The 17,684-nt window shown below is 36.5% G+C and carries 21 protein-coding genes; 10 read left to right on the forward strand and 11 right to left on the reverse strand.

What is annotated here, in order from left to right:
* Positions 1-66 precede the first annotated feature (66 nt).
* The 7 genes from AC07UM_RS07240 to AC07UM_RS07270 all read left to right on the forward strand — a co-directional run bounded on the left by AC07UM_RS07240 (position 67) and on the right by AC07UM_RS07270 (position 5,679).
* Positions 67-687: a TetR/AcrR family transcriptional regulator gene (locus tag AC07UM_RS07240; protein WP_494681869.1), complete on the forward strand. Its 621-nt coding sequence runs from the start codon at positions 67-69 to the stop codon at positions 685-687.
* Positions 665-1,162 carry a GNAT family N-acetyltransferase gene (locus AC07UM_RS07245; RefSeq protein ID WP_494681870.1) on the forward strand — a complete coding sequence of 166 codons (498 nt, stop codon included), beginning with the start codon at positions 665-667 and terminating at the stop codon, positions 1,160-1,162. The genes AC07UM_RS07240 and AC07UM_RS07245 overlap by 23 nt, the downstream gene beginning before the upstream one ends.
* Before the next feature lie 11 nt (positions 1,163-1,173).
* Positions 1,174-1,992 carry a helix-turn-helix domain-containing protein gene (locus tag AC07UM_RS07250; protein ID WP_494681871.1) on the forward strand — a complete coding sequence of 273 codons (819 nt, stop codon included), beginning with the start codon at positions 1,174-1,176 and terminating at the stop codon, positions 1,990-1,992.
* Between the two features lie 75 nt (positions 1,993-2,067).
* A complete protein-coding gene (locus AC07UM_RS07255) occupies positions 2,068-2,655 on the forward strand; it encodes an NAD(P)H-dependent oxidoreductase (protein ID WP_494681872.1) in 588 nt (195 codons plus the stop codon).
* A gap of 641 nt (positions 2,656-3,296) precedes the next feature.
* Positions 3,297-4,496, forward strand: coding sequence for a tyrosine--tRNA ligase (gene tyrS / locus AC07UM_RS07260; protein ID WP_494681873.1), 1,200 nt, complete (start codon positions 3,297-3,299; stop codon positions 4,494-4,496).
* A 196-nt stretch (positions 4,497-4,692) separates the two neighbouring features.
* Entirely contained in the window at positions 4,693-5,214 is a 522-nt protein-coding gene (locus AC07UM_RS07265) for a 3'-5' exonuclease (RefSeq protein ID WP_494681874.1), read from the forward strand.
* Between the two features lie 24 nt (positions 5,215-5,238).
* Positions 5,239-5,679, forward strand: coding sequence for a GNAT family N-acetyltransferase (locus AC07UM_RS07270; RefSeq protein WP_494681875.1), 441 nt, complete (start codon positions 5,239-5,241; stop codon positions 5,677-5,679).
* Between the two features lie 180 nt (positions 5,680-5,859).
* Here the strand turns inward: AC07UM_RS07270 and AC07UM_RS07275 are convergent, their stop codons facing one another.
* From AC07UM_RS07275 to panD, 8 genes are all read right to left on the reverse strand, one after another.
* Complete coding sequence (locus tag AC07UM_RS07275) at positions 5,860-7,371, reverse strand: helix-hairpin-helix domain-containing protein (RefSeq protein ID WP_494681876.1); 1,512 nt, start codon at positions 7,369-7,371, stop codon at positions 5,860-5,862.
* A gap of 4 nt (positions 7,372-7,375) precedes the next feature.
* Positions 7,376-8,653: a PP2C family serine/threonine-protein phosphatase gene (locus AC07UM_RS07280; protein WP_494681877.1), complete on the reverse strand. Its 1,278-nt coding sequence runs from the start codon at positions 8,651-8,653 to the stop codon at positions 7,376-7,378.
* Complete coding sequence (locus AC07UM_RS07285) at positions 8,653-9,696, reverse strand: TerY-C metal binding domain-containing protein (RefSeq protein ID WP_494681878.1); 1,044 nt, start codon at positions 9,694-9,696, stop codon at positions 8,653-8,655. The genes AC07UM_RS07280 and AC07UM_RS07285 overlap by 1 nt, the downstream gene beginning before the upstream one ends.
* A gap of 17 nt (positions 9,697-9,713) precedes the next feature.
* Positions 9,714-10,352, reverse strand: a complete 639-nt coding sequence (locus AC07UM_RS07290) for a vWA domain-containing protein (RefSeq protein ID WP_494681879.1) — start codon at positions 10,350-10,352, stop codon at positions 9,714-9,716.
* An 87-nt stretch (positions 10,353-10,439) separates the two neighbouring features.
* Entirely contained in the window at positions 10,440-11,117 is a 678-nt protein-coding gene (locus tag AC07UM_RS07295; RefSeq protein ID WP_494681880.1) for a TerD family protein, read from the reverse strand.
* Positions 11,118-11,144: 27 nt separating this feature from the next.
* The gene (locus AC07UM_RS07300) at positions 11,145-11,720 is read right to left on the reverse strand and encodes a TerD family protein (protein WP_494681881.1); all 576 of its coding nucleotides are present in this window, start codon (positions 11,718-11,720) and stop codon (positions 11,145-11,147) included.
* A gap of 178 nt (positions 11,721-11,898) precedes the next feature.
* The gene (locus tag AC07UM_RS07305; RefSeq protein WP_494681882.1) at positions 11,899-12,927 is read right to left on the reverse strand and encodes a lysylphosphatidylglycerol synthase transmembrane domain-containing protein; all 1,029 of its coding nucleotides are present in this window, start codon (positions 12,925-12,927) and stop codon (positions 11,899-11,901) included.
* Between the two features lie 3 nt (positions 12,928-12,930).
* Positions 12,931-13,281 carry an aspartate 1-decarboxylase gene (gene panD / locus AC07UM_RS07310; protein ID WP_029294648.1) on the reverse strand — a complete coding sequence of 117 codons (351 nt, stop codon included), beginning with the start codon at positions 13,279-13,281 and terminating at the stop codon, positions 12,931-12,933.
* Positions 13,282-13,680: 399 nt separating this feature from the next.
* Here panD and AC07UM_RS07315 point away from each other — a divergent pair, with 399 nt between their 5' ends.
* The gene (locus AC07UM_RS07315; protein WP_034748416.1) at positions 13,681-13,971 is read left to right on the forward strand and encodes an HU family DNA-binding protein; all 291 of its coding nucleotides are present in this window, start codon (positions 13,681-13,683) and stop codon (positions 13,969-13,971) included.
* 258 nt (positions 13,972-14,229) lie between these two features.
* Here AC07UM_RS07315 and pdxH read toward each other — a convergent pair whose 3' ends face one another.
* A complete protein-coding gene (gene pdxH, locus AC07UM_RS07320) occupies positions 14,230-14,871 on the reverse strand; it encodes a pyridoxamine 5'-phosphate oxidase (RefSeq protein WP_494681883.1) in 642 nt (213 codons plus the stop codon).
* A 24-nt stretch (positions 14,872-14,895) separates the two neighbouring features.
* On the opposite strand from pdxH, the gene AC07UM_RS07325 reads away from it, so the two are divergent.
* Positions 14,896-15,444: a YqgE/AlgH family protein gene (locus AC07UM_RS07325; protein WP_494681884.1), complete on the forward strand. Its 549-nt coding sequence runs from the start codon at positions 14,896-14,898 to the stop codon at positions 15,442-15,444.
* A 105-nt stretch (positions 15,445-15,549) separates the two neighbouring features.
* Complete coding sequence (locus tag AC07UM_RS07330) at positions 15,550-16,131, forward strand: N-acetylmuramoyl-L-alanine amidase family protein (protein ID WP_494681885.1); 582 nt, start codon at positions 15,550-15,552, stop codon at positions 16,129-16,131.
* Between the two features lie 85 nt (positions 16,132-16,216).
* Here AC07UM_RS07330 and AC07UM_RS07335 read toward each other — a convergent pair whose 3' ends face one another.
* Positions 16,217-17,032: an aminotransferase class IV gene (locus AC07UM_RS07335; RefSeq protein ID WP_494681886.1), complete on the reverse strand. Its 816-nt coding sequence runs from the start codon at positions 17,030-17,032 to the stop codon at positions 16,217-16,219.
* A gap of 78 nt (positions 17,033-17,110) precedes the next feature.
* Complete coding sequence (locus tag AC07UM_RS07340) at positions 17,111-17,497, reverse strand: START-like domain-containing protein (protein ID WP_034696870.1); 387 nt, start codon at positions 17,495-17,497, stop codon at positions 17,111-17,113.
* Positions 17,498-17,684: the final 187 nt, after the last annotated feature.

A 17,684-nucleotide genomic window follows, 5' to 3' on the forward strand; every position in this document is an offset into this window, starting at 1 on the left:
TTAGAACATTTGTTCTAATTTTAAAAATATGATTTATATCCACTTTGATATTCTTATCTTTGAAATATGAAGACCAAGGATAAAATTCTGTCCAAAGCACTGGAACTATTTAATGATAAGGGCTATAACAATATTACTACAAGGCATATTGCAGCTGAACTCAACATCAGTGCGGGAAATTTGCACTATCATTTCAAACATTCGGAAGACATTATTAAGATCCTTTTTGCAGAGCTTACCCTGAAAATGGATGAACTTTTGAACCAAATGAAAAAGTTGGAGAATAAAACCCTGGAAGACCTTTACCAGTTCACCTACTCTACCTGCGAAATCTTTTATTCTTACCGTTTTATATTTATCAATTTCATCGATATTCTCAATACAATGCCTGACGTAGAATCCCGGTATGAAGGCATTAATTTTAGCAGAAAAGAAGAATTTGAACTGATATTTTCAGACCTCCAAAAAAACAATGTATTTCAAAAGGATGTGCCCAGCTTTATCATCGGGTGCCTTACCGAGCAGATCTTTATCATTGCAGACAACTGGCTTACCCACAACAGACTGATTTTAAAGCTTAACCCAAAAGAAGCCATACAGCATTATACCCTTCTTCAGATGAACCTTTTTTATCCACTTCTCAATAAAGAACAGCAGCAGCTTTATGAACAGCAATATATCCGATAATCGTAACCTCATCATCAGAAAAGGAGAAATAAATGATCTTCCTGAAATGCAGCAGCTTTTTACAGAAACTATAGATGAAATCTGTAAAAAAGACTATGATCCTCAACAGATTGAGGCCTGGAAATCTGGTGCTGAAAATGAAGAAAGATGGATGAATGTGATCAGCAATCAATATGTTTTAATTGTAGTAAGTAGCGGTCAGATGGCTGGTTTCTGCACTCTCGATCAGGGAAATTATATTGATCTTCTTTTTGTACACAAAGATTATCAACATAAAGGAATAGCATCTTTGCTTTACAGTTTGATTGAACAAGAAGCTCTTCAACATCATGAAAAACAACTCATGGCAGAGGTAAGCAAAACAGCCAGACCTTTTTTTGAAAAAATAGGATTTCAAGTGGTCAAAGAACAGACGGTCTATGTAAAAGGGATTGCTATGACCAATTATAAAATGACAAAATACCTCTCCGCTTAATTTTCAGGCTTATGGAATTACGTCCGGAATACAATGAGTGCAGAATTTCAGTTCCACAGGAATTTGAAAATGTATTCACCCATTTTTATTTTGCTGAAAACACTTCAAAAACTCCGGTTACAAAAACACTTCTTCCCACTTATCAGACGATTCTGTTATTTTGTTTTGGAGAAAGTGCAGCGATGTCTACCCGGGAAAAAACAATTATTGGAGTTGATAAATGTATGGTATTCGGTCCGGTAAGGCAGGCTTTTGACTATACGCTTCCGGCAGGCTGTTCCATTTTGGTTGCCAATTTTAAAGATGATGCATTTTTCAGATTTTTTGGAAAAGTATCCATTGAACAATCCATAAGGCATCCTGACGAATTGCTGAGCGAAAACTGTTTTACCGATCTGTGGCATCAGCTGACAGGATTGCATTCCATCGCAGAGCAAGTGAGTCATATCCTTGAGTTCTGCAGACCTTATCTTCAGCATCAGGACACTACCAGTAAGCTTTTGAGCAGTTTTGAAAACGATTTTTTTAATCCAATCAAAGTGATCGCAGCACAAACCCATCAGACCGAAAGAAATATCCAGCGCAAACAGAAAGAGCAGTTTGGATATTCTTTAAAAGAGCTTACCCGCTATAATCGTTTTTTAAAAGCGATAAAAGCCCTTGAAGAAAGAATCGGAAAACAGCATAAAGTAAAGTGGTTTGATATCATTGCTGAGTGTGGTTACTATGATCAAAGCCAGCTCATCCATGATTTCAAGCATTTTATCAACATTTCACCTGCTCAGTATTTAAAATTCCAGCAGGAGATCTGTAATCCAAAATCTGAATAGGCCGTTTCGTTTTCTTACAATTTTTGAAAAGTACACCGTCCTACATTTGTCTCATTAATCTTAACAATCAAAACAATGAGACATTTAATCATTTACGCACATCCTAATGAAAACAGTTTAAATCATAGTCTTTTAAACACTGTTGTTGAAACACTCCAATCCCGCAATCAGGAGGTTATTGTAAGAGATCTTTATAAAATTGGTTTCGATCCTGTATTTTCTTTGGAAGATATGCATGGACAACGCATGAGAAAGATATCAGATGATGTAAAAACCGAACAGGAGCATATTTTATGGGCAGAACAGATTACTTTTATTTATCCTATCTGGTGGACAGGTCTTCCGGCTATAATGAAAGGGTATATAGACCGTGTTTTCAGCTATGGTTTTGCCTACCGCTATGACCAGGGTATACAGAAAGGACTTCTGAAAGGCAAAAAGACTGTGATTATCAATACCCACGGAAAATCTCATGAAGAATATGAAAAAACAGGGATGGATAAAGCACTCACTTTAACCTCTGACAATGGTATTTTCATCTATTCCGGGCTGGAAATCATCAGCCATTTATTTTTTGACAAAGCAGATAAAACTTCCTCAGAAAATCTTGAAATATGGAAAGATCAAATAAGAAATTTATACTCTGATTATGTAATGAATTAGGTGACTATATAGAATTTTATACTGTTGTCATTCTGACGAAGGAAGAATCTCATATATGGCTTAGATTCTTCATTTCACTTCGTTGCATTCAGAATAACAGAGTCATAATAATTAAATATCATGATTAGTATAAAATTGTATATAATTACCTTACATTATTAATTTTTTTCTATGAAAACACTTACTGAAAAACAAAGCATCAGCCCAGTTTTACGGGCTTCCTACCAACTGACGAAGAGAATAATAAAATACAGTTTTTACATCTTTATCCTGTATTTTGCTTTTAAGGGATTTATGGCATGAAATTGGCTTCAAAAATCGCAAGTAAAATTGTTTTGAACCATTATTTTAAGCCATTAAGATAGATGGATGGTTAAGTTTTTTCTTAAAAACAAATCTTGTTATAACCCTGCAATACGTCTTAATGGTTTAAATATTGGCTCCTCAGGAAATTCCTGTTACATTTGCATCACAATGAAACATTTAAACAGTATACTACGTCTTCCATTCTTCAGTGAATATTACACTCCGGGCTATCGTTCGGGAAGACTTTCTATATCTGTAATCCAATAAAATAATCTAACATATATAGAGCCCGGACAGTACCTGTCCGGGCTTTTTTCATTTTAAAACTATTCAACATGATTCATCCATTACAAGAAAATGTGGCTATCATCCTGCCGGAAAACGGTCTGGAAGAAAAACTTGCCCAAGCCAAAAAGGAAAATAGAAAGCTTTCTATTAAACTGGGGTTTGATCCCACGGCTCCGGATTTACATCTGGGGCATGCAGTGGTCCTCAAAAAGCTGAAACAGTTTCAGGATCTGGGGCATCAGATCATTATCATCGTAGGCAGCTTTACAGCAAGAATTGGTGATCCTACCGGAAAAAATAAAGCAAGAAAACCTTTAAGTGCCGGAGATGTACAGCATAATGCCCAGACATATATCAATCAACTTTCCAAAGTGATTGATGTTCAGAAAACAAAGATTGTTTTCAATTCTGACTGGCTGGATGCACTTAGTTTTTCAGAGGTTATCCAATTGCTTTCCAAAGTGACCGTTGCCCAATTGATGCAGCGTAATGATTTTAATAAAAGGTTTACAGAAAACACGCCTATTGCGATGCATGAACTGGTATACCCTATTCTTCAGGGTTTTGATTCTGTAAAAATTGAATGTGATATTGAAATGGGAGGTACGGATCAGCTTTTCAACTGTACGATGGGAAGGCAGCTTCAGGAAGTTCATCAAATGCCGGCTCAGATTGTCATGTGTATGCCCTTGCTGAGAGGCCTTGACGGAAAGGAAAAAATGAGCAAATCCCTGAATAATATTATTGGGCTGACAGATGAACCCAATGAAATGTTTGGAAAAACGATGTCTATTCCGGATGCACTGATTGAAGAATTTATCAACCTGACCACCGATTTTTCTACGGAAGAAAAAACAGCACTTATCTCCAGGATGGCAGAAGGTGAAAATCCTATGAATATCAAAAAACTGATGGCTAAAAATATCATCAGCCAATACCATGATGCAGCTTCAGCAGAAAATGCAGAACAATTCTTTATCAATCAGTTTCAGAATAAAAATTTTGAAGAGAAAGTATATCAATCTGTTTCTATCCGTTCTTTGAAAAGTATTCAAAATAAAATATCTCTTCTTGAACTTTGTCATCAGCTTAAAAATGATCTCAGCAAATCGGCGGTTCGAAGATTAATTGAAAATGGAGCAATTCAAATCAATAACGCTAAAATAACGGATCCAAATGAAGAAATGGAACCTATCCCTCAAACCAAAATAAAAATCGGGAAAAGAGGCTTTTTTGAGCTAATATAAAGATGGGAGTCGGAGCACGGAAGTTTTGTCAGACGATGAACTGATGAACTTTTTTGATGGGATTTTTTTTAAACAGAAGTTAAAATTAAAAAATACAAAAGTTCTTTACAACACAAAAATAGCATCCAGCTTCCTACCTCCACCTTCCATCTCTCAGCTTATTTCAATATCTTCGTTCTCTTAAAAACTATTTCCAATGAGCTATATCATGGTTGACATAGAGTCGGACGGCCCCATTCCCGGCGATTTTTCAATGGTTTGTTTCGGGGCAGTACTCGTTAATGAAGAACTTGACACTACTTTTTATGGAAAACTGAAACCTGTTTCTGAAAAATTCAATCCTGATGCTTTGGCTGTTTCTGGTTTCAGCAGGGAAGAAACAATGAATTTTGATGATCCTGAAGAAGTAATGCTTGCCTTTGAAGACTGGATTAAAACAAATTCCAAAGGCAGACCTATTTTCATCAGTGATAATAATGGTTTCGACTGGATGTTTATCTGCTGGTATTTTCATCATTTTATCGGGAGAAATCCTTTTGGTTTTTCTTCCAGGAGGCTTTCTGACCTTTATTGTGGATTGGAAAAAGATACTTTTTCCCAATGGAAGCATCTTCGCAAGACTGAACACACGCACAATCCGGTAGATGATGCCAGAGGAAATGCTGAGGTTTTGCTGTACATGAAAGAAGAAATGGGACTGAAAATTGCATTAAAGTAGACACACTAATTTTTATTTTTGAATATGAATCTTGATCTTCACTACAAAAAAGCTGATGATACCGATATTGATTTTCTTCTTGATCTCAGAATGAAAACCATGAATCCTCATTATAAAACTTCAGGACTTTCTACCGACCGGGAAACAACTATGCAAAGAGTTCTCTATCAGTTTGAAAAAGCCAATATCATTCTTTTAAACAATCATCCCATCGGACTGTTAAAACTAGACAGAACATTTACCAACATTGAGGTCCTTCAACTTCAGATTGATCCCAGCCAGCAAGGAAAAGGACTTGGAAAAAAGATTTTGTCTGATATTCTGGAGGAAGCTTCATTAGCAGGAAAAACAGTGTCATTAAGTGTTTTAAAAACGAATAAGGCCCAGCATCTTTATACAAGTCTAGGGTTCAGAATCGTGGATGAAGATGAGTATTCTTATTTTATGGAAACTGAAAAGCAGTAAAGTGAGATCATTTTAGTTTGGGCTAAATCCGTTGAATTTTCCTTTGATTCAAACACAAATTTCACAAATAAGCGAGCACAAATAGACACAATCATCTGCGAGATCTGAAAAATCTGTGGGAACAAAATACATAATCCTGTTTTTTATTTGAGATTGCTTCACTACGTTCGCAATGACCGTTTACTGATTCGCCATGGTCACATAGATCAGTCTTCCGCCTTCTTCTGCAGAAAGCAATATTTTTTTACCATCTGTAAGCTCAACCATGGAACCGGGTGGAATTTCTTTTTGCTCTGTGACATCTTTCATTCCGGATAACCCTTGATTTACCAATACCCATTTTTCCTGATGGAAGGTAAAGTAGCCCACCGGCATTTTATCCTGCATGGTAAGATTTTCATTTCTTATCACTTTTCGGGAAACATGCCACTTGAATAAATACTGATTGTGATAGACCATCAATCTGTGATTTTCCGGCTTCCATACCTCATCATCAAATTTAAAATACAGATCCAAAACCGGTAATGTTCCCTGATGAGGTGTTCCACAGAAAGGACATTTGGGCTTGCTGGTATTATCAAAGACATACCATTTTTCGGCACAATTGGAATTATGACAAGGCTGTATCAGGTCTACGGTTTTCAATAAGGCGCTTTCCCATTCGTTGGCTGTAGGACGTCTGATAGGGTCATGCAGTCCGTCTATAAATGTTTTCCTGAACAGATCTGAAAGGTAGGGACCTGTTATGGTATAAGGAATATTTTGCGGATCACCCCAGAATGCATCCCATTTTCTGAGATGATCTGCTTTTACATGATTGGAGGAATCTTCCGGATTTTCTATAAATAAGGCTTTTTCTCCCATGGATAAAATTTCATCTTTTTCGGAATCCAGATCCCAGATTTTCCCTCCACGCAATGGGTGCCTTCTCAGGAGATACATATACATCAAAACAGCAAGAGCATGAAGGTCTGTTTTTTGATTGGGCAGGTGTCGTTTGGGATCCTGAAGACTCAGATGTTTGGTCTTTAAAACTTCAGGAGCAATAAAATCTGCGGTTCCTATGACTTCAGGTTGAAAAAGTTTTGGAACAACCAAACCGTCTATATCAATAATACAGGCAGATTTTGAAACAGGATCCACCAGAATATTATTATAGGACAGATCAGAATGTGCCAGCCCCATCTGATGTAATTTTTTTACTCCTCTGCTGATATTGACGGCAATCTGAAAATAGCTCAGCCAATCCCCCAGTTCAGACGGATCCAGTCTTAACGGATACTGCTGATTTCTGAACATCGGAGCGGTAAACCATTTCCCTACTTTATCCTGTCCCTGGATATTATCTGAACCGATATATCCTTTGGCAAAATAAAATTTATGATGGTAAACAGGAACCACAATTCCTGTGAGTTTGTTTCTTTCAACAATATCGTAAGGCCATCTGAAAATTTCGTTTAAAAAGTATTCGGAGGTATTTCCATTCTGTATACTCTGCAGATAGGTAGAAACAATTCTCATGATTCTTTCTTTTTGCCCTTCATCCAACGGACTGCGGTAAAAAGCTACCACATAGTCTCTATCAGGCGAAAAATAAACATCTTTCACCCCACCCCGGATGGGATTTTCGTCTATGTATTCATACGATTTGGCTGTGTTCAGGACAGAAACAACCTTAATGGTCTTTTTCATGGTATTAATAGATTATGGCCAATGTACGGTCATCATGATTTCCTCTGCTCCAGAAATCGCTCCATAGGAGAAGCTGTTCATCAATTTTTTCATCGTTGATAAAGTCTGCTTTCGTCCGGTCATCGTTGTTTCCGGCCAGGTCTTCAAAAAGGGACTTCCAGCTTTCGGTATCTTCCAGTTTGTTTTCTGTGGTAAATTTAGGATCATAAATACCATCCGTCATCAGCACGAGATAAGAAAAATCATCCACACAGGTTATTCTAAAACGGGAAGCTATCTGATCATTGAAAATTTCTTTCATGGTGATAAAACGGGTCCCTCCTCCAAATTCTCCAACATCCATCTGATTTAAGAGTTTCACTTCGGAAAAGTCAGCATTGATAAGGTTGATCGGGCAGTCTCCTACTCCAAAGCTCAAAATGACATATCCAAAACTGAACTTTTTAAGCAATGTAAAAATAAGGGTTGCATGCAGATCATTTACAGACAACGCATTTTCTGCTGCTGTTTTTTCTAATGTTTTATAAACATCCAAAACGCCTTCCAACAAAAGATTGATGATATTGGATTCTGCTTCCGAACGTTCCTTATCGGAAAATTCAGTAGCGTACATACGATTGATATTGTTTTCAATTTGGTTTATTATTTCCTGTGAATTGAAAAACTGATTAATCGTTGCCGTAGCCAATCTTGAACCTTCTCTGGCAGCCTTAGCCGAGCCCGCCCCATCTGAAACAGAAATAATACTCCAGTCTGCAGGAAGCCTATTTACTGCAAAATCATCTTCACGGAATTTTCCTTCATGAGCATGGGAACGCCCTCTTTTGGAAGCAACCACCATTTTTTTGTCTGAAAATGAACCTTTGAAGGAGTCTTCTTCAGATTTATAAAAAGCAGCATTTTTATCGCTTGGAATATTTTTCCACAAGTCTTTCGGATCTGCGTTTACAAAAAGCTGGATCTTCTTTATTTCAATCTGGTCCTGATCATGAATGTGATAAAACTGAACGTCCAGATGATACATATTATTCGTAACCGGAGTTCCCGAAATGGTATTATTTTCAAAAGTAAGCCCCGTTTCTTCCAGATTTCCGATCTTCTGAATTTTTATATTGGGAAAGTCTTCCATGTCAAGGCTGAATTCATAGAACTTTTTTGCACTGGCGTTCTTCAGCACCCAATGGGCATCTTTAAACTCTTCTTTTTCTTTATAAACAACAGCTTGCTCCATAGTCTTTGGCTTAGAGTCAGAGGCTGATTTCTTGAAAAATTTGCCCATCATTAGCCCAGAGTTCTGTTAATATCAAATCCTCCACCAGAAAATCCGTAATAATCTGAAGTTCCACACCATGGACATTTGCTATATCCTTCTCCCCTCAGGCAGTGAATACCACCACACGAGCAGGTAGCCAATGCAATGGGGTTCGCACAGTGAGGACATGAAGTACCTCCTTCCAATTCTTCTATATTAATTTTAAGGGAAGTTTTATGATTCGAAGAAAGTCTGTAGTAGGCTTTTTCATCAATTTTATAAGCTCCATCCAATCTGTAATATCTTGTAGCCATTCCCGGAATGCTTGATTCTGTGAAAGCTTTTTTAAATTTCATCAGATAAAGCTTTTCCGTTTCCTGGCATTTTCCGTTCAACACTACAAAATTATTGTCCGGGAATTTCTGTTCCATTTCGGGATCTACTTTTTCCAGAATAAGAGAATCGATCTTGGATAGGTTAATTCCTTCTTTTTTCGCTTCCGTGACACTCTGGCTGGTTGTTTTAATAGAATCCGTTACCCATTTAAAAAATTCTTTATAGGAATTTTCATCAGAGTTATTGAATAATAATACATTATCGGCTAAAGAACCGAGAAGTTTATAATTGGTATTTTCACCTATGGATACCGCAATCGTATTGGGTTTTCCACTGTATTTATGAGTCCATCTTTCAATGGCTTTGGTGGCATCATCAGTAGGCACTCCATCCGTGAACAGAAAAACAATGGGCTTCCAGTCTCCTTTTCGTTCATAGGTTGTTTTCACGATATCCCTGTCGATACAATCCATTACTTTAATTAAGCCCTGGGAAAGTGATGTTCCACTTCCGATCGGAATCTTAGGCGGATAAAAACTGATAATATCCTGCATGGGAGTAATCACTTCTGCTTCTCCGGCAAAACCTACCACGGAAATATAAACGGTTTCCAATGAATAGGGATCTTTTTTTAATTCCCTGATGATATTAGCGATACCTTCCTGTACCTGCTCAATAGGCTCTCCTACCATAGATTCGGAGATATCTACTAAAAAATAAATAGGCAGTCTTCTCATATTGTAAAGACAATTTTTTAAATAATAATAGTAAGCTCCGATGGTGGCGGAGGTAAGGTGATATTTTCTCCCGTATTCTGAGATTGCCCTCCCTGTGTAATGGAAGAACTCACCCACTTGAAAAAAGAAGAAAGAGTAATGGCATCTGTAGTATCTAGTTTGACTACATGATCCGTCAGTTCTTTCAGAAACTGTTCATCTGCTTTCGGACCTGCTGCACACCCTACGATGGCACCAAATTCCAATCCTCTGATTACAGGAATCATCTGTCTGTACTTCTGAATATCCGAAGGCTTTCCATCCGTAAATATAAATAGTAACGGCTGCCAGTCTCCCTTTTCATCGGCTGATTCTTTTATAATTTCTTTCTGAACCAATTCGGAAACCATTTCCAATCCAGCTCCTGTATGAGTAGGTCCGCTATCCGGGCAGGTAATTTCCATCGGGTAAAAACCCGCCAGATCTGTTAATGGTATAATATTCTTAACCTCTCTATCGAAGGTAATGACACTCAAATGCAGACTGTCCATCGCCTGAGGATCTGCACGAAGCATACTTATAAGGCCGTTGAATCCGTTGTTCAATGCCTGAATAGGTTCTCCATTCATAGAACCTGAAGTATCTAATAAAAAATAAGCTAATAATCTCCTGCTCATTATAGACAAGTATTAATTCTGAAGCCGGCGGAGGAAGTCTTCGACTTCCTCCGCCGGCTTTTATGTGAGTTGAAAAAAATCGAGAATTTAGTTGGAATAAGAGTACTGCTGTCTCAGAATATCTATAAAGTTATCTGTATGATGCGGCTCTCCCACTGCACGGAATTTCCAGTCTCCATTATGACGGTATGCTTCTGCAAAAACCATGGCGCACATGCCATTCATACTTGAATCACCAGAAAGACTATATTTTGTAATTTCTTTTCCTGCAGCATCTACGGCACGGATAAATGCATTTTCGATCATTCCGAAATGCTGATTATTGGTTTTTCCCTGATAAATGGTAACAAGGAACACAATTTTCTGATAACTCTGATCCAGCTGGTCCAGTTTCACAATGATCTGTTCATCATCTCCATCTCCCGCTCCGGTTCTGTTGTCTCCTGTAAGCCATACATTTCCGCTAGGGTGCTGCATCGAATTGAAGAAAACCACATCTCCCTGATAAAGTCCCATTTGTCTTCCATCATTGGTCTGTACTGTTCTTCCAAGATTGGCTACTTTCCCGTTGCCATCAAGAAGAAAAGCTACTGCATCAAGGTCATATTCAGCTTCTTTACTGAACAGTTTCCCAAAGAATCCGCTGCCCTGCTTCCTTACATCCCATCCTAAACCAATGGTTACTTTTGAAAGATCATAAACGCTTTCTCCGCGGTCATTCTTTCTTAAATCTATTGTTTGTCCTTTCTGTAAATTAATTGCCATAGTTATCGTTTTGTGTATTTGATGATTTTATTTGATGATTTGCCCTTTATAGTATTTTTCAAGGAAGAAACCAAGGTCTGCTCTATATCCAATCCCTGAAGCTTCAAATTTCCAGCTGCCATTTCTTTTGTACAGTCTTCCGAATTCTACTCCTGTTTCAATAGAGAAATCTTCATCCAGCTCATACTTTGCAATTTCCTGGTTGGAATGATTGTCTACCACTCTGATATAAGAGTTTCTTACCTGTCCGAAATTCTGTCTTCTTCTTTCAAAATCTTCTATGGTGACCACAAAAAGGATCTCTTCGACTCTTGAGTCTACTTTATCCAGATCTATAACAATAGCTTCATCATCGTCACCATCACTGTTTTTTCCACTAGGATCATCTCCTGTATGAGTAAGTGCTCCGTCCGGAGACTGCAGATTATTGTAAAAAACAAAATACTCTTCGCTTACTAATTTTCTGTCAGAATCAATCATGATTGCAGAAGCATCCAGATCGAAGTCATAACCGGTTCCTTCATTCGGGTCCCAGCCCAATCCAATCGTCATTTTAGTCAAGCCTATCTCGATCTTTTGTCCTTTCTGTAGATTAATTGCCATAGTGTTTTATATTATGATTATTTTTTGCATTAAGATAGAAGTGATTTGCGAATTGACCAAATTTATTGACAGAAAAATGATCCTCACAGCTCAATTAAGACTATTTAAGTCACAAAATGACCATAAAAAAAGGTCCAATTAAAAAACTGAACCTTGCATTGTCTAAAAGTATGTTGAATTAATCTTCAAAATTTTTATCTGAAGTGGCAGCATTTCTTGCTTTTGCCAGCATAGGAATGGAAATCAACCCCATCACCAGCATAATCACAATCTGCAGCGGTAAAGAAATAAAGGAATAGGTAAGCCCCATTTCGCCCCCCAGATCTGCGCTTTTCCCTACTGCAATAAAAAGAGCCATAAAACCGTATTTCATTGCAAGATTATAAGCTCCAATTCCCCCACTGGCAGGAATAATCATTCCCAATGTTCCCACAACAATAATGAAGAAACCGTCAGCAAAGGTAAATGCAGATGTTTCAGGAAGCGCAAAGCAAACCAGATAAGCTGCCAGGTAATAACAAATCCAGATTCCTAATGTATAAAGAATGAATTTTCCTTTTTCTTTTAATTTGAAAATGGAAGTTAATCCTTGAAAAATTCCATCAATAAAATGAACAACTTTTCCTAAAAATGGAATTCCTGAAAGTTTCTTTTTGAATACAAAAAATAAGACTGTTCCTACAATCAGAATTGAAAAAATCAATAAGATCTTATTAGGATTCATATTTATTCCGGAGTTTTTATAGAACGCCAGAATTGCATCATATTTAAACAATAAAGTCAATCCTAAAAAACCGAGCATACAAACCAAATCAACCACTCTTTCCAGAATGATAGTCCCAAAAGATTTATCCACAGGTACTTTTTCCACTCCATATAAAGCTGTAGCTCTTGCCACTTCACCGCTTCTTGGAATAGTAAGATTCATCAGATATCCAAATGATATGGACCAAAGGGAATTGGAATTCGAAATTTTATATCCCATGGGTTCCAGCATCAGGTTCCAGCGAATAGCCCTGAACCAATAAGCAAGAAGTCCAAAGACAGAAGCAAATAATACCCAAAGATAATTGGCCTTTGCCAGTGACTTCTGAATGACTTTAAAATCAAGCCCTCTTAAGGCAAGCCATAAAAAAAAGCCTGCAAAAGCAAGCGATATTACTATTGTTAGTATTGATTTTACTGGTTTTTTTGATGTCTTCTCCATGGACTATGTAAGAAGATTTGTTTTTTCATCCGGGAAAACGATCTTCGGCTGGAAGTCTTTTGCCTCCTCCGGGGTCATCTGTGCATAAGCGATAATGATAATGATATCATCCCTCTGTACTTTTCTTGCAGCAGGCCCATTCAGACATACTTCTCCTGATTTTCTCTTCCCTTTGATAACGTAGGTATCAAAACGTTCTCCGTTGTTTACATTCACGATATAGACTCTTTCTCCTACTACCAGGCCGGCAGCTTCTATAAGATCTTCATCTATCGTTATACTCCCTATATAATTAAGGTCAGAGGCCGTTACTCTCACCCTATGAATCTTAGACTTGAAAACTTCTATTAACATGATGCAAATTTATTAATAAAAATTTATAAAATAGGCCTTTCGTCTTATTTTAAAACTCCCACAAACACAGGGGTTTAATTTTAAAAAATACAAGAAATTGGAAAATTGCTTACAAATTTAATAATCATATGGTCAAAAATATTAATTGTTTACACTCAATTTAGGATTTAATAAATGAAGGAAATAATATTAACTTTTTGCTAAAGTCAATAAACATAAGCATTTGGCATGATTTTAGTAACGCGTAACGTAGATTTTCTGTGAAAAGTGGAATTATCATATTTTAACTGTTTTCACCGAAAAGTAAAAATATTTTACAAGTTTTAATAAAAAAATTGCACAATTAGAAAATAGTATTATATTTGCTATAATTACGAACTAACTTTAATATTAAAAATTATGAACAAGTCTGAATTAATCGACGCAATCGCAAAAGATGCAGGTATCACTAAAGTTGCAGCAAAGGCTGCTTTAGAATCTTTCATTGGTAACGTAACTACTACATTAAAGAAAAAAGATGGAAAAGTTTCTTTAGTAGGTTTCGGTACTTTCTCAGTAGCTGAGAGAGCGGCTAGACAAGGGATCAACCCTGCAACTAAAAAACCGATCAAAATCGCTGCTAAAAAAGTTGCTAAATTCAAAGCTGGAGCTGATTTATCAAATGCAGTTTCTGGTGTTAAGAAAAAATAATCATTCAGATTACAAAAATTCAAGGGCTGTTTCTTAGAAACGGCCTTTTTTTATTTCAAATCGTGAGAGGAAATTAAACCGTTAAGGAGTTTTTAAGTGGTTAAGAGTTATTAAGTTTTGGCTACAGCCTTCTCATTATTCATAATAAAATAAGCGGGCTAAAGCCCGCTTCTATTGATAGTATAAAGTTTATCTTTTTTCTGGAAATCAGTTTACTATAAAACTGACATCACTAACTTCTAATTTCTAGCTTCTAATCTAAGGAGCTAGTCTCGAAATCTTCCAATCCAGATCTTCAAGCTGATAGATTATCCTATCATGAAGACGGTTGGGTCTCCCCTGCCAGAATTCAATTTCATAAGGTCTGGCAAGATATCCGCCCCAATTGACTGGTCTTGGGACTTCACTATTTTCGTATTCTTTTTCCAGATCTTTCAATTTTTCCTCCAAAAATTCTCTGTTGGGAATAACCTCACTCTGCGGAGAAACGGCAGCCCCCAGCTGGCTTCCTTTTGGTCTTGAATGAAAATACCCATCACTCAGGTTTTCTGCCACTTTCTCAAGATCTGCTTTAATGATGATCTGTCTTTCGAGATTAGGCCAGAAAAAATGCAGACAAGCTTTATGGTTGCTTTCTATTGCTTTTCCTTTTCGGCTGTTATAATTGGTATAAAAAATAAATCCTTCGTGGGTATATGCTTTAAGAAGTACCATTCTTGTTCTCGGACAGCCATCTTCCTCTATTGTAGAAACAGCCATAGCATTGGCCTCTGAGATCATTGGGCTATCACTTGCATCCAAAAACCAGTCCCTAAACTGCTCAATTGGATTTTGTTTTATCTCACTTTCAATAAGTTGGGATTTCTCGTACACTTTTCTTTTGTCGTGCAGGTTTTCCATAAATATTTTTTATTAAATTTGAGTATGAATCACTCATACAAAGGTAAAATATTAATCTCGACCCCTGACATTTCCGGCGATATTTTTTCAAGATCGGTAGTATTGGTTATTGAACATAATGAAAGTGGTGCATTTGGTTTGATATTGAATAAAAAGAACAGCCAGATGAGTAGCAAATTCAAAGATTTTTTTGACTTTAAAATTGAGGTATATGATGGAGGACCTGTAGAAAACGACAAGGTATTTTTCATCATAAAAGGTAAAAAAGTTACAGAAATCTATACAGACATCACCGACGAATACTATCTCACAGAGGATATTGAACGGATTATAAATGCTGTTTTGAGCACCGAACTGAATATTGAAAATATTAAAATATTTTCAGGCTATTCCGGGTGGGCTCCTAACCAGCTAGACACTGAAGTTCAAAGGAAAATGTGGACAGTAGTAGATGTTTACAATCTTGATTATACGCTTCCCAATGATCAGACTCTTTGGAAGTCTATCATGCATAATCTTGGGGGAGAATTTCTTCTTTGGGCTAATTCTCCTGAAGATATTTCGTTGAACTAAAAAGTATATTTTTCATCTCGGTAGCACAATTAACAAACTTTAAGATTCCTTTAACCAATTTTAAAGAAAGTTTTTCCGTTCTTTGAAAAACCAAAAACCACTGATATGAAAGGTATTACATTACTTGCTTTATCAATATTTTCTACTGCATTTTTATCATTCACCCCTATCAACAAAAAATACATTGTCATAGATGCCGGTCATGGCGGAAATGATTTTGGGGCTACACATGGTGAAATTTTAGAGAAAAATATTTCGTTAAGCGTTGCTAAGGAAATTCAGAAACTCAATAAAAGTCAGGACAAATATGAAGTTATTTTAACACGTGATTCTGACAGTTATCCTACTCTTTCTGATAGAACCAATCAGATCAACAAACTGAATCCTGCAATGGTGATCTCACTTCACGTCAACAGCTCTCCTCAAAAGGAAACAGTTGATAACGGATTTGAAGTGTACACTCAGAATTCTGATGTTTCAAAGGAACTTGCCGCAAAAATTTATAAAAAATTCAATGCCCACAAAATAGAGGAAAGCAATCTCCATATTTTAAGGGAGACTAAAGCTCCTGCAGTATTGGTAGAACTTGGGTTCATCAATAATTCTGAAAACAGGAATTATATTACCAGTGAAAAAGGGCAAAAAGAAATCGCACAGAAATTTGTTGATGTCATCAACGAATATTAAATAAAATAAACAATTTCTGATTTACTCAGAATAAAACCCGGTAAAGGACTTCTGGAACTTTGTTGTTTACCGGGTTTGTCAATTTTTATGAATTAAAGCTTTTTTTCCAGCTTTCTACCAATTCTAAGAAGCGGACGTTCTCAAAAGTCTTATTTCTTATCTTACCTACAGAAAATATACCTTTTTCATCAGAAATCATTAAGATCTCTTCTGCTTTCTGAGATTCAAATGCAATGATCTCATGTTCCTGAATATCTGCAAAGTTGTTTTTATGTAAAAAAGTAACGAAATTTTCCATCACAGGAGAAATATATGCTCCTTCGGTCTGCTTGGGTACTTTAATAACATCTCCTTCCAAAAAAAGAAGATTACCAGCAGTGGTACGAGCTATTCTCTTGTTTGGATTCAGAAGGATCACGTCATCAAGGTCATTTTCCTGCGCATAGATCGCTCCATAGATATTTTCCGGACAGTGAACTCTAATATTGCTTAAAAGGTTATTATTAACGTTAATTTCCTTAATCAAATCCAGATCCAAAGGTCTTTGATGAACAGCAAGTACATCATCCATTTCCGTCACTTCATAAAAATAGGAAACAGAAGATTTTGCCAATGTCAGTCCGTCATTATTTCTGAACACCTGAAAATTAATAATTCCGTTTTTTATTTCTTTTCCTTCAATAATATCTTTCTGAAAAAGAGTTTGAAAAAATTCCAGGGTGTAAGTAAGAGGGATATTCATTCTCATTTTCCTCATGGAAGCCATCAAGAAAAAATAGCATTCTTCATCCATGATCAAACCACCATTTCTTACAAAGAAAGAAACCTTCACTGAGTCACCCAAAAGAAAGGCTCTGTTCTTTAGATGTAACTCGTCTGATGTAAAATATTGATTTTCCAATTTTTGTTGCGATTTATTTACAAAAAAATAATGAACGATAAATCGTTCATCAGTTTTATCATTTAATAAAGTCCGACATTATGCCGCACCTAATTTTATTCTGAGATTTTCAATAAGATTTTCCCAATACATTGCATTTTCTTCTTCATCCCCTTCTTCACAGAAATCTGTAATATTAAGGGCCAAATCTTCAGTAATATCATCTATTGTGATAGTCATTTCAAAGAAATTCTTAGTTCCTTCATCTTCTTCCCATCTGAAACGCACGAAACCTTCAGGCTTATATCTGATCAAAGTGGCCTTCTCAGCAGGTCCTCCGCCCCAGCTAAAAAAGAAATCATCGCCTTTCTCTGTTACCTCATCCGCAAACCATTCAGATAATCCTTCTGCAGTTGCCAGATATTCGTATAAAATCTCTGATAAACAGTGCATTGGGAATTCGTAATGGACTTTATGTTTCGCCATATAATCTTTGTTTTATCGTCCCGCAATATATAAATTAATTTTTTTATTACGCAAAAAAACAATTACTATTTTATAGAATCTGTATGATATTTATCACCGGATTCAAATCTCTATTACGGTAAATTTTAATTCATAAAACTACGATGTGAAGCATAAAAAAATCTCTCCTTTTCAGAGAGATTGTATC

The sequence above is a fragment of the Chryseobacterium sp. GW821-FHT04C04 genome (assembly GCF_059420365.1).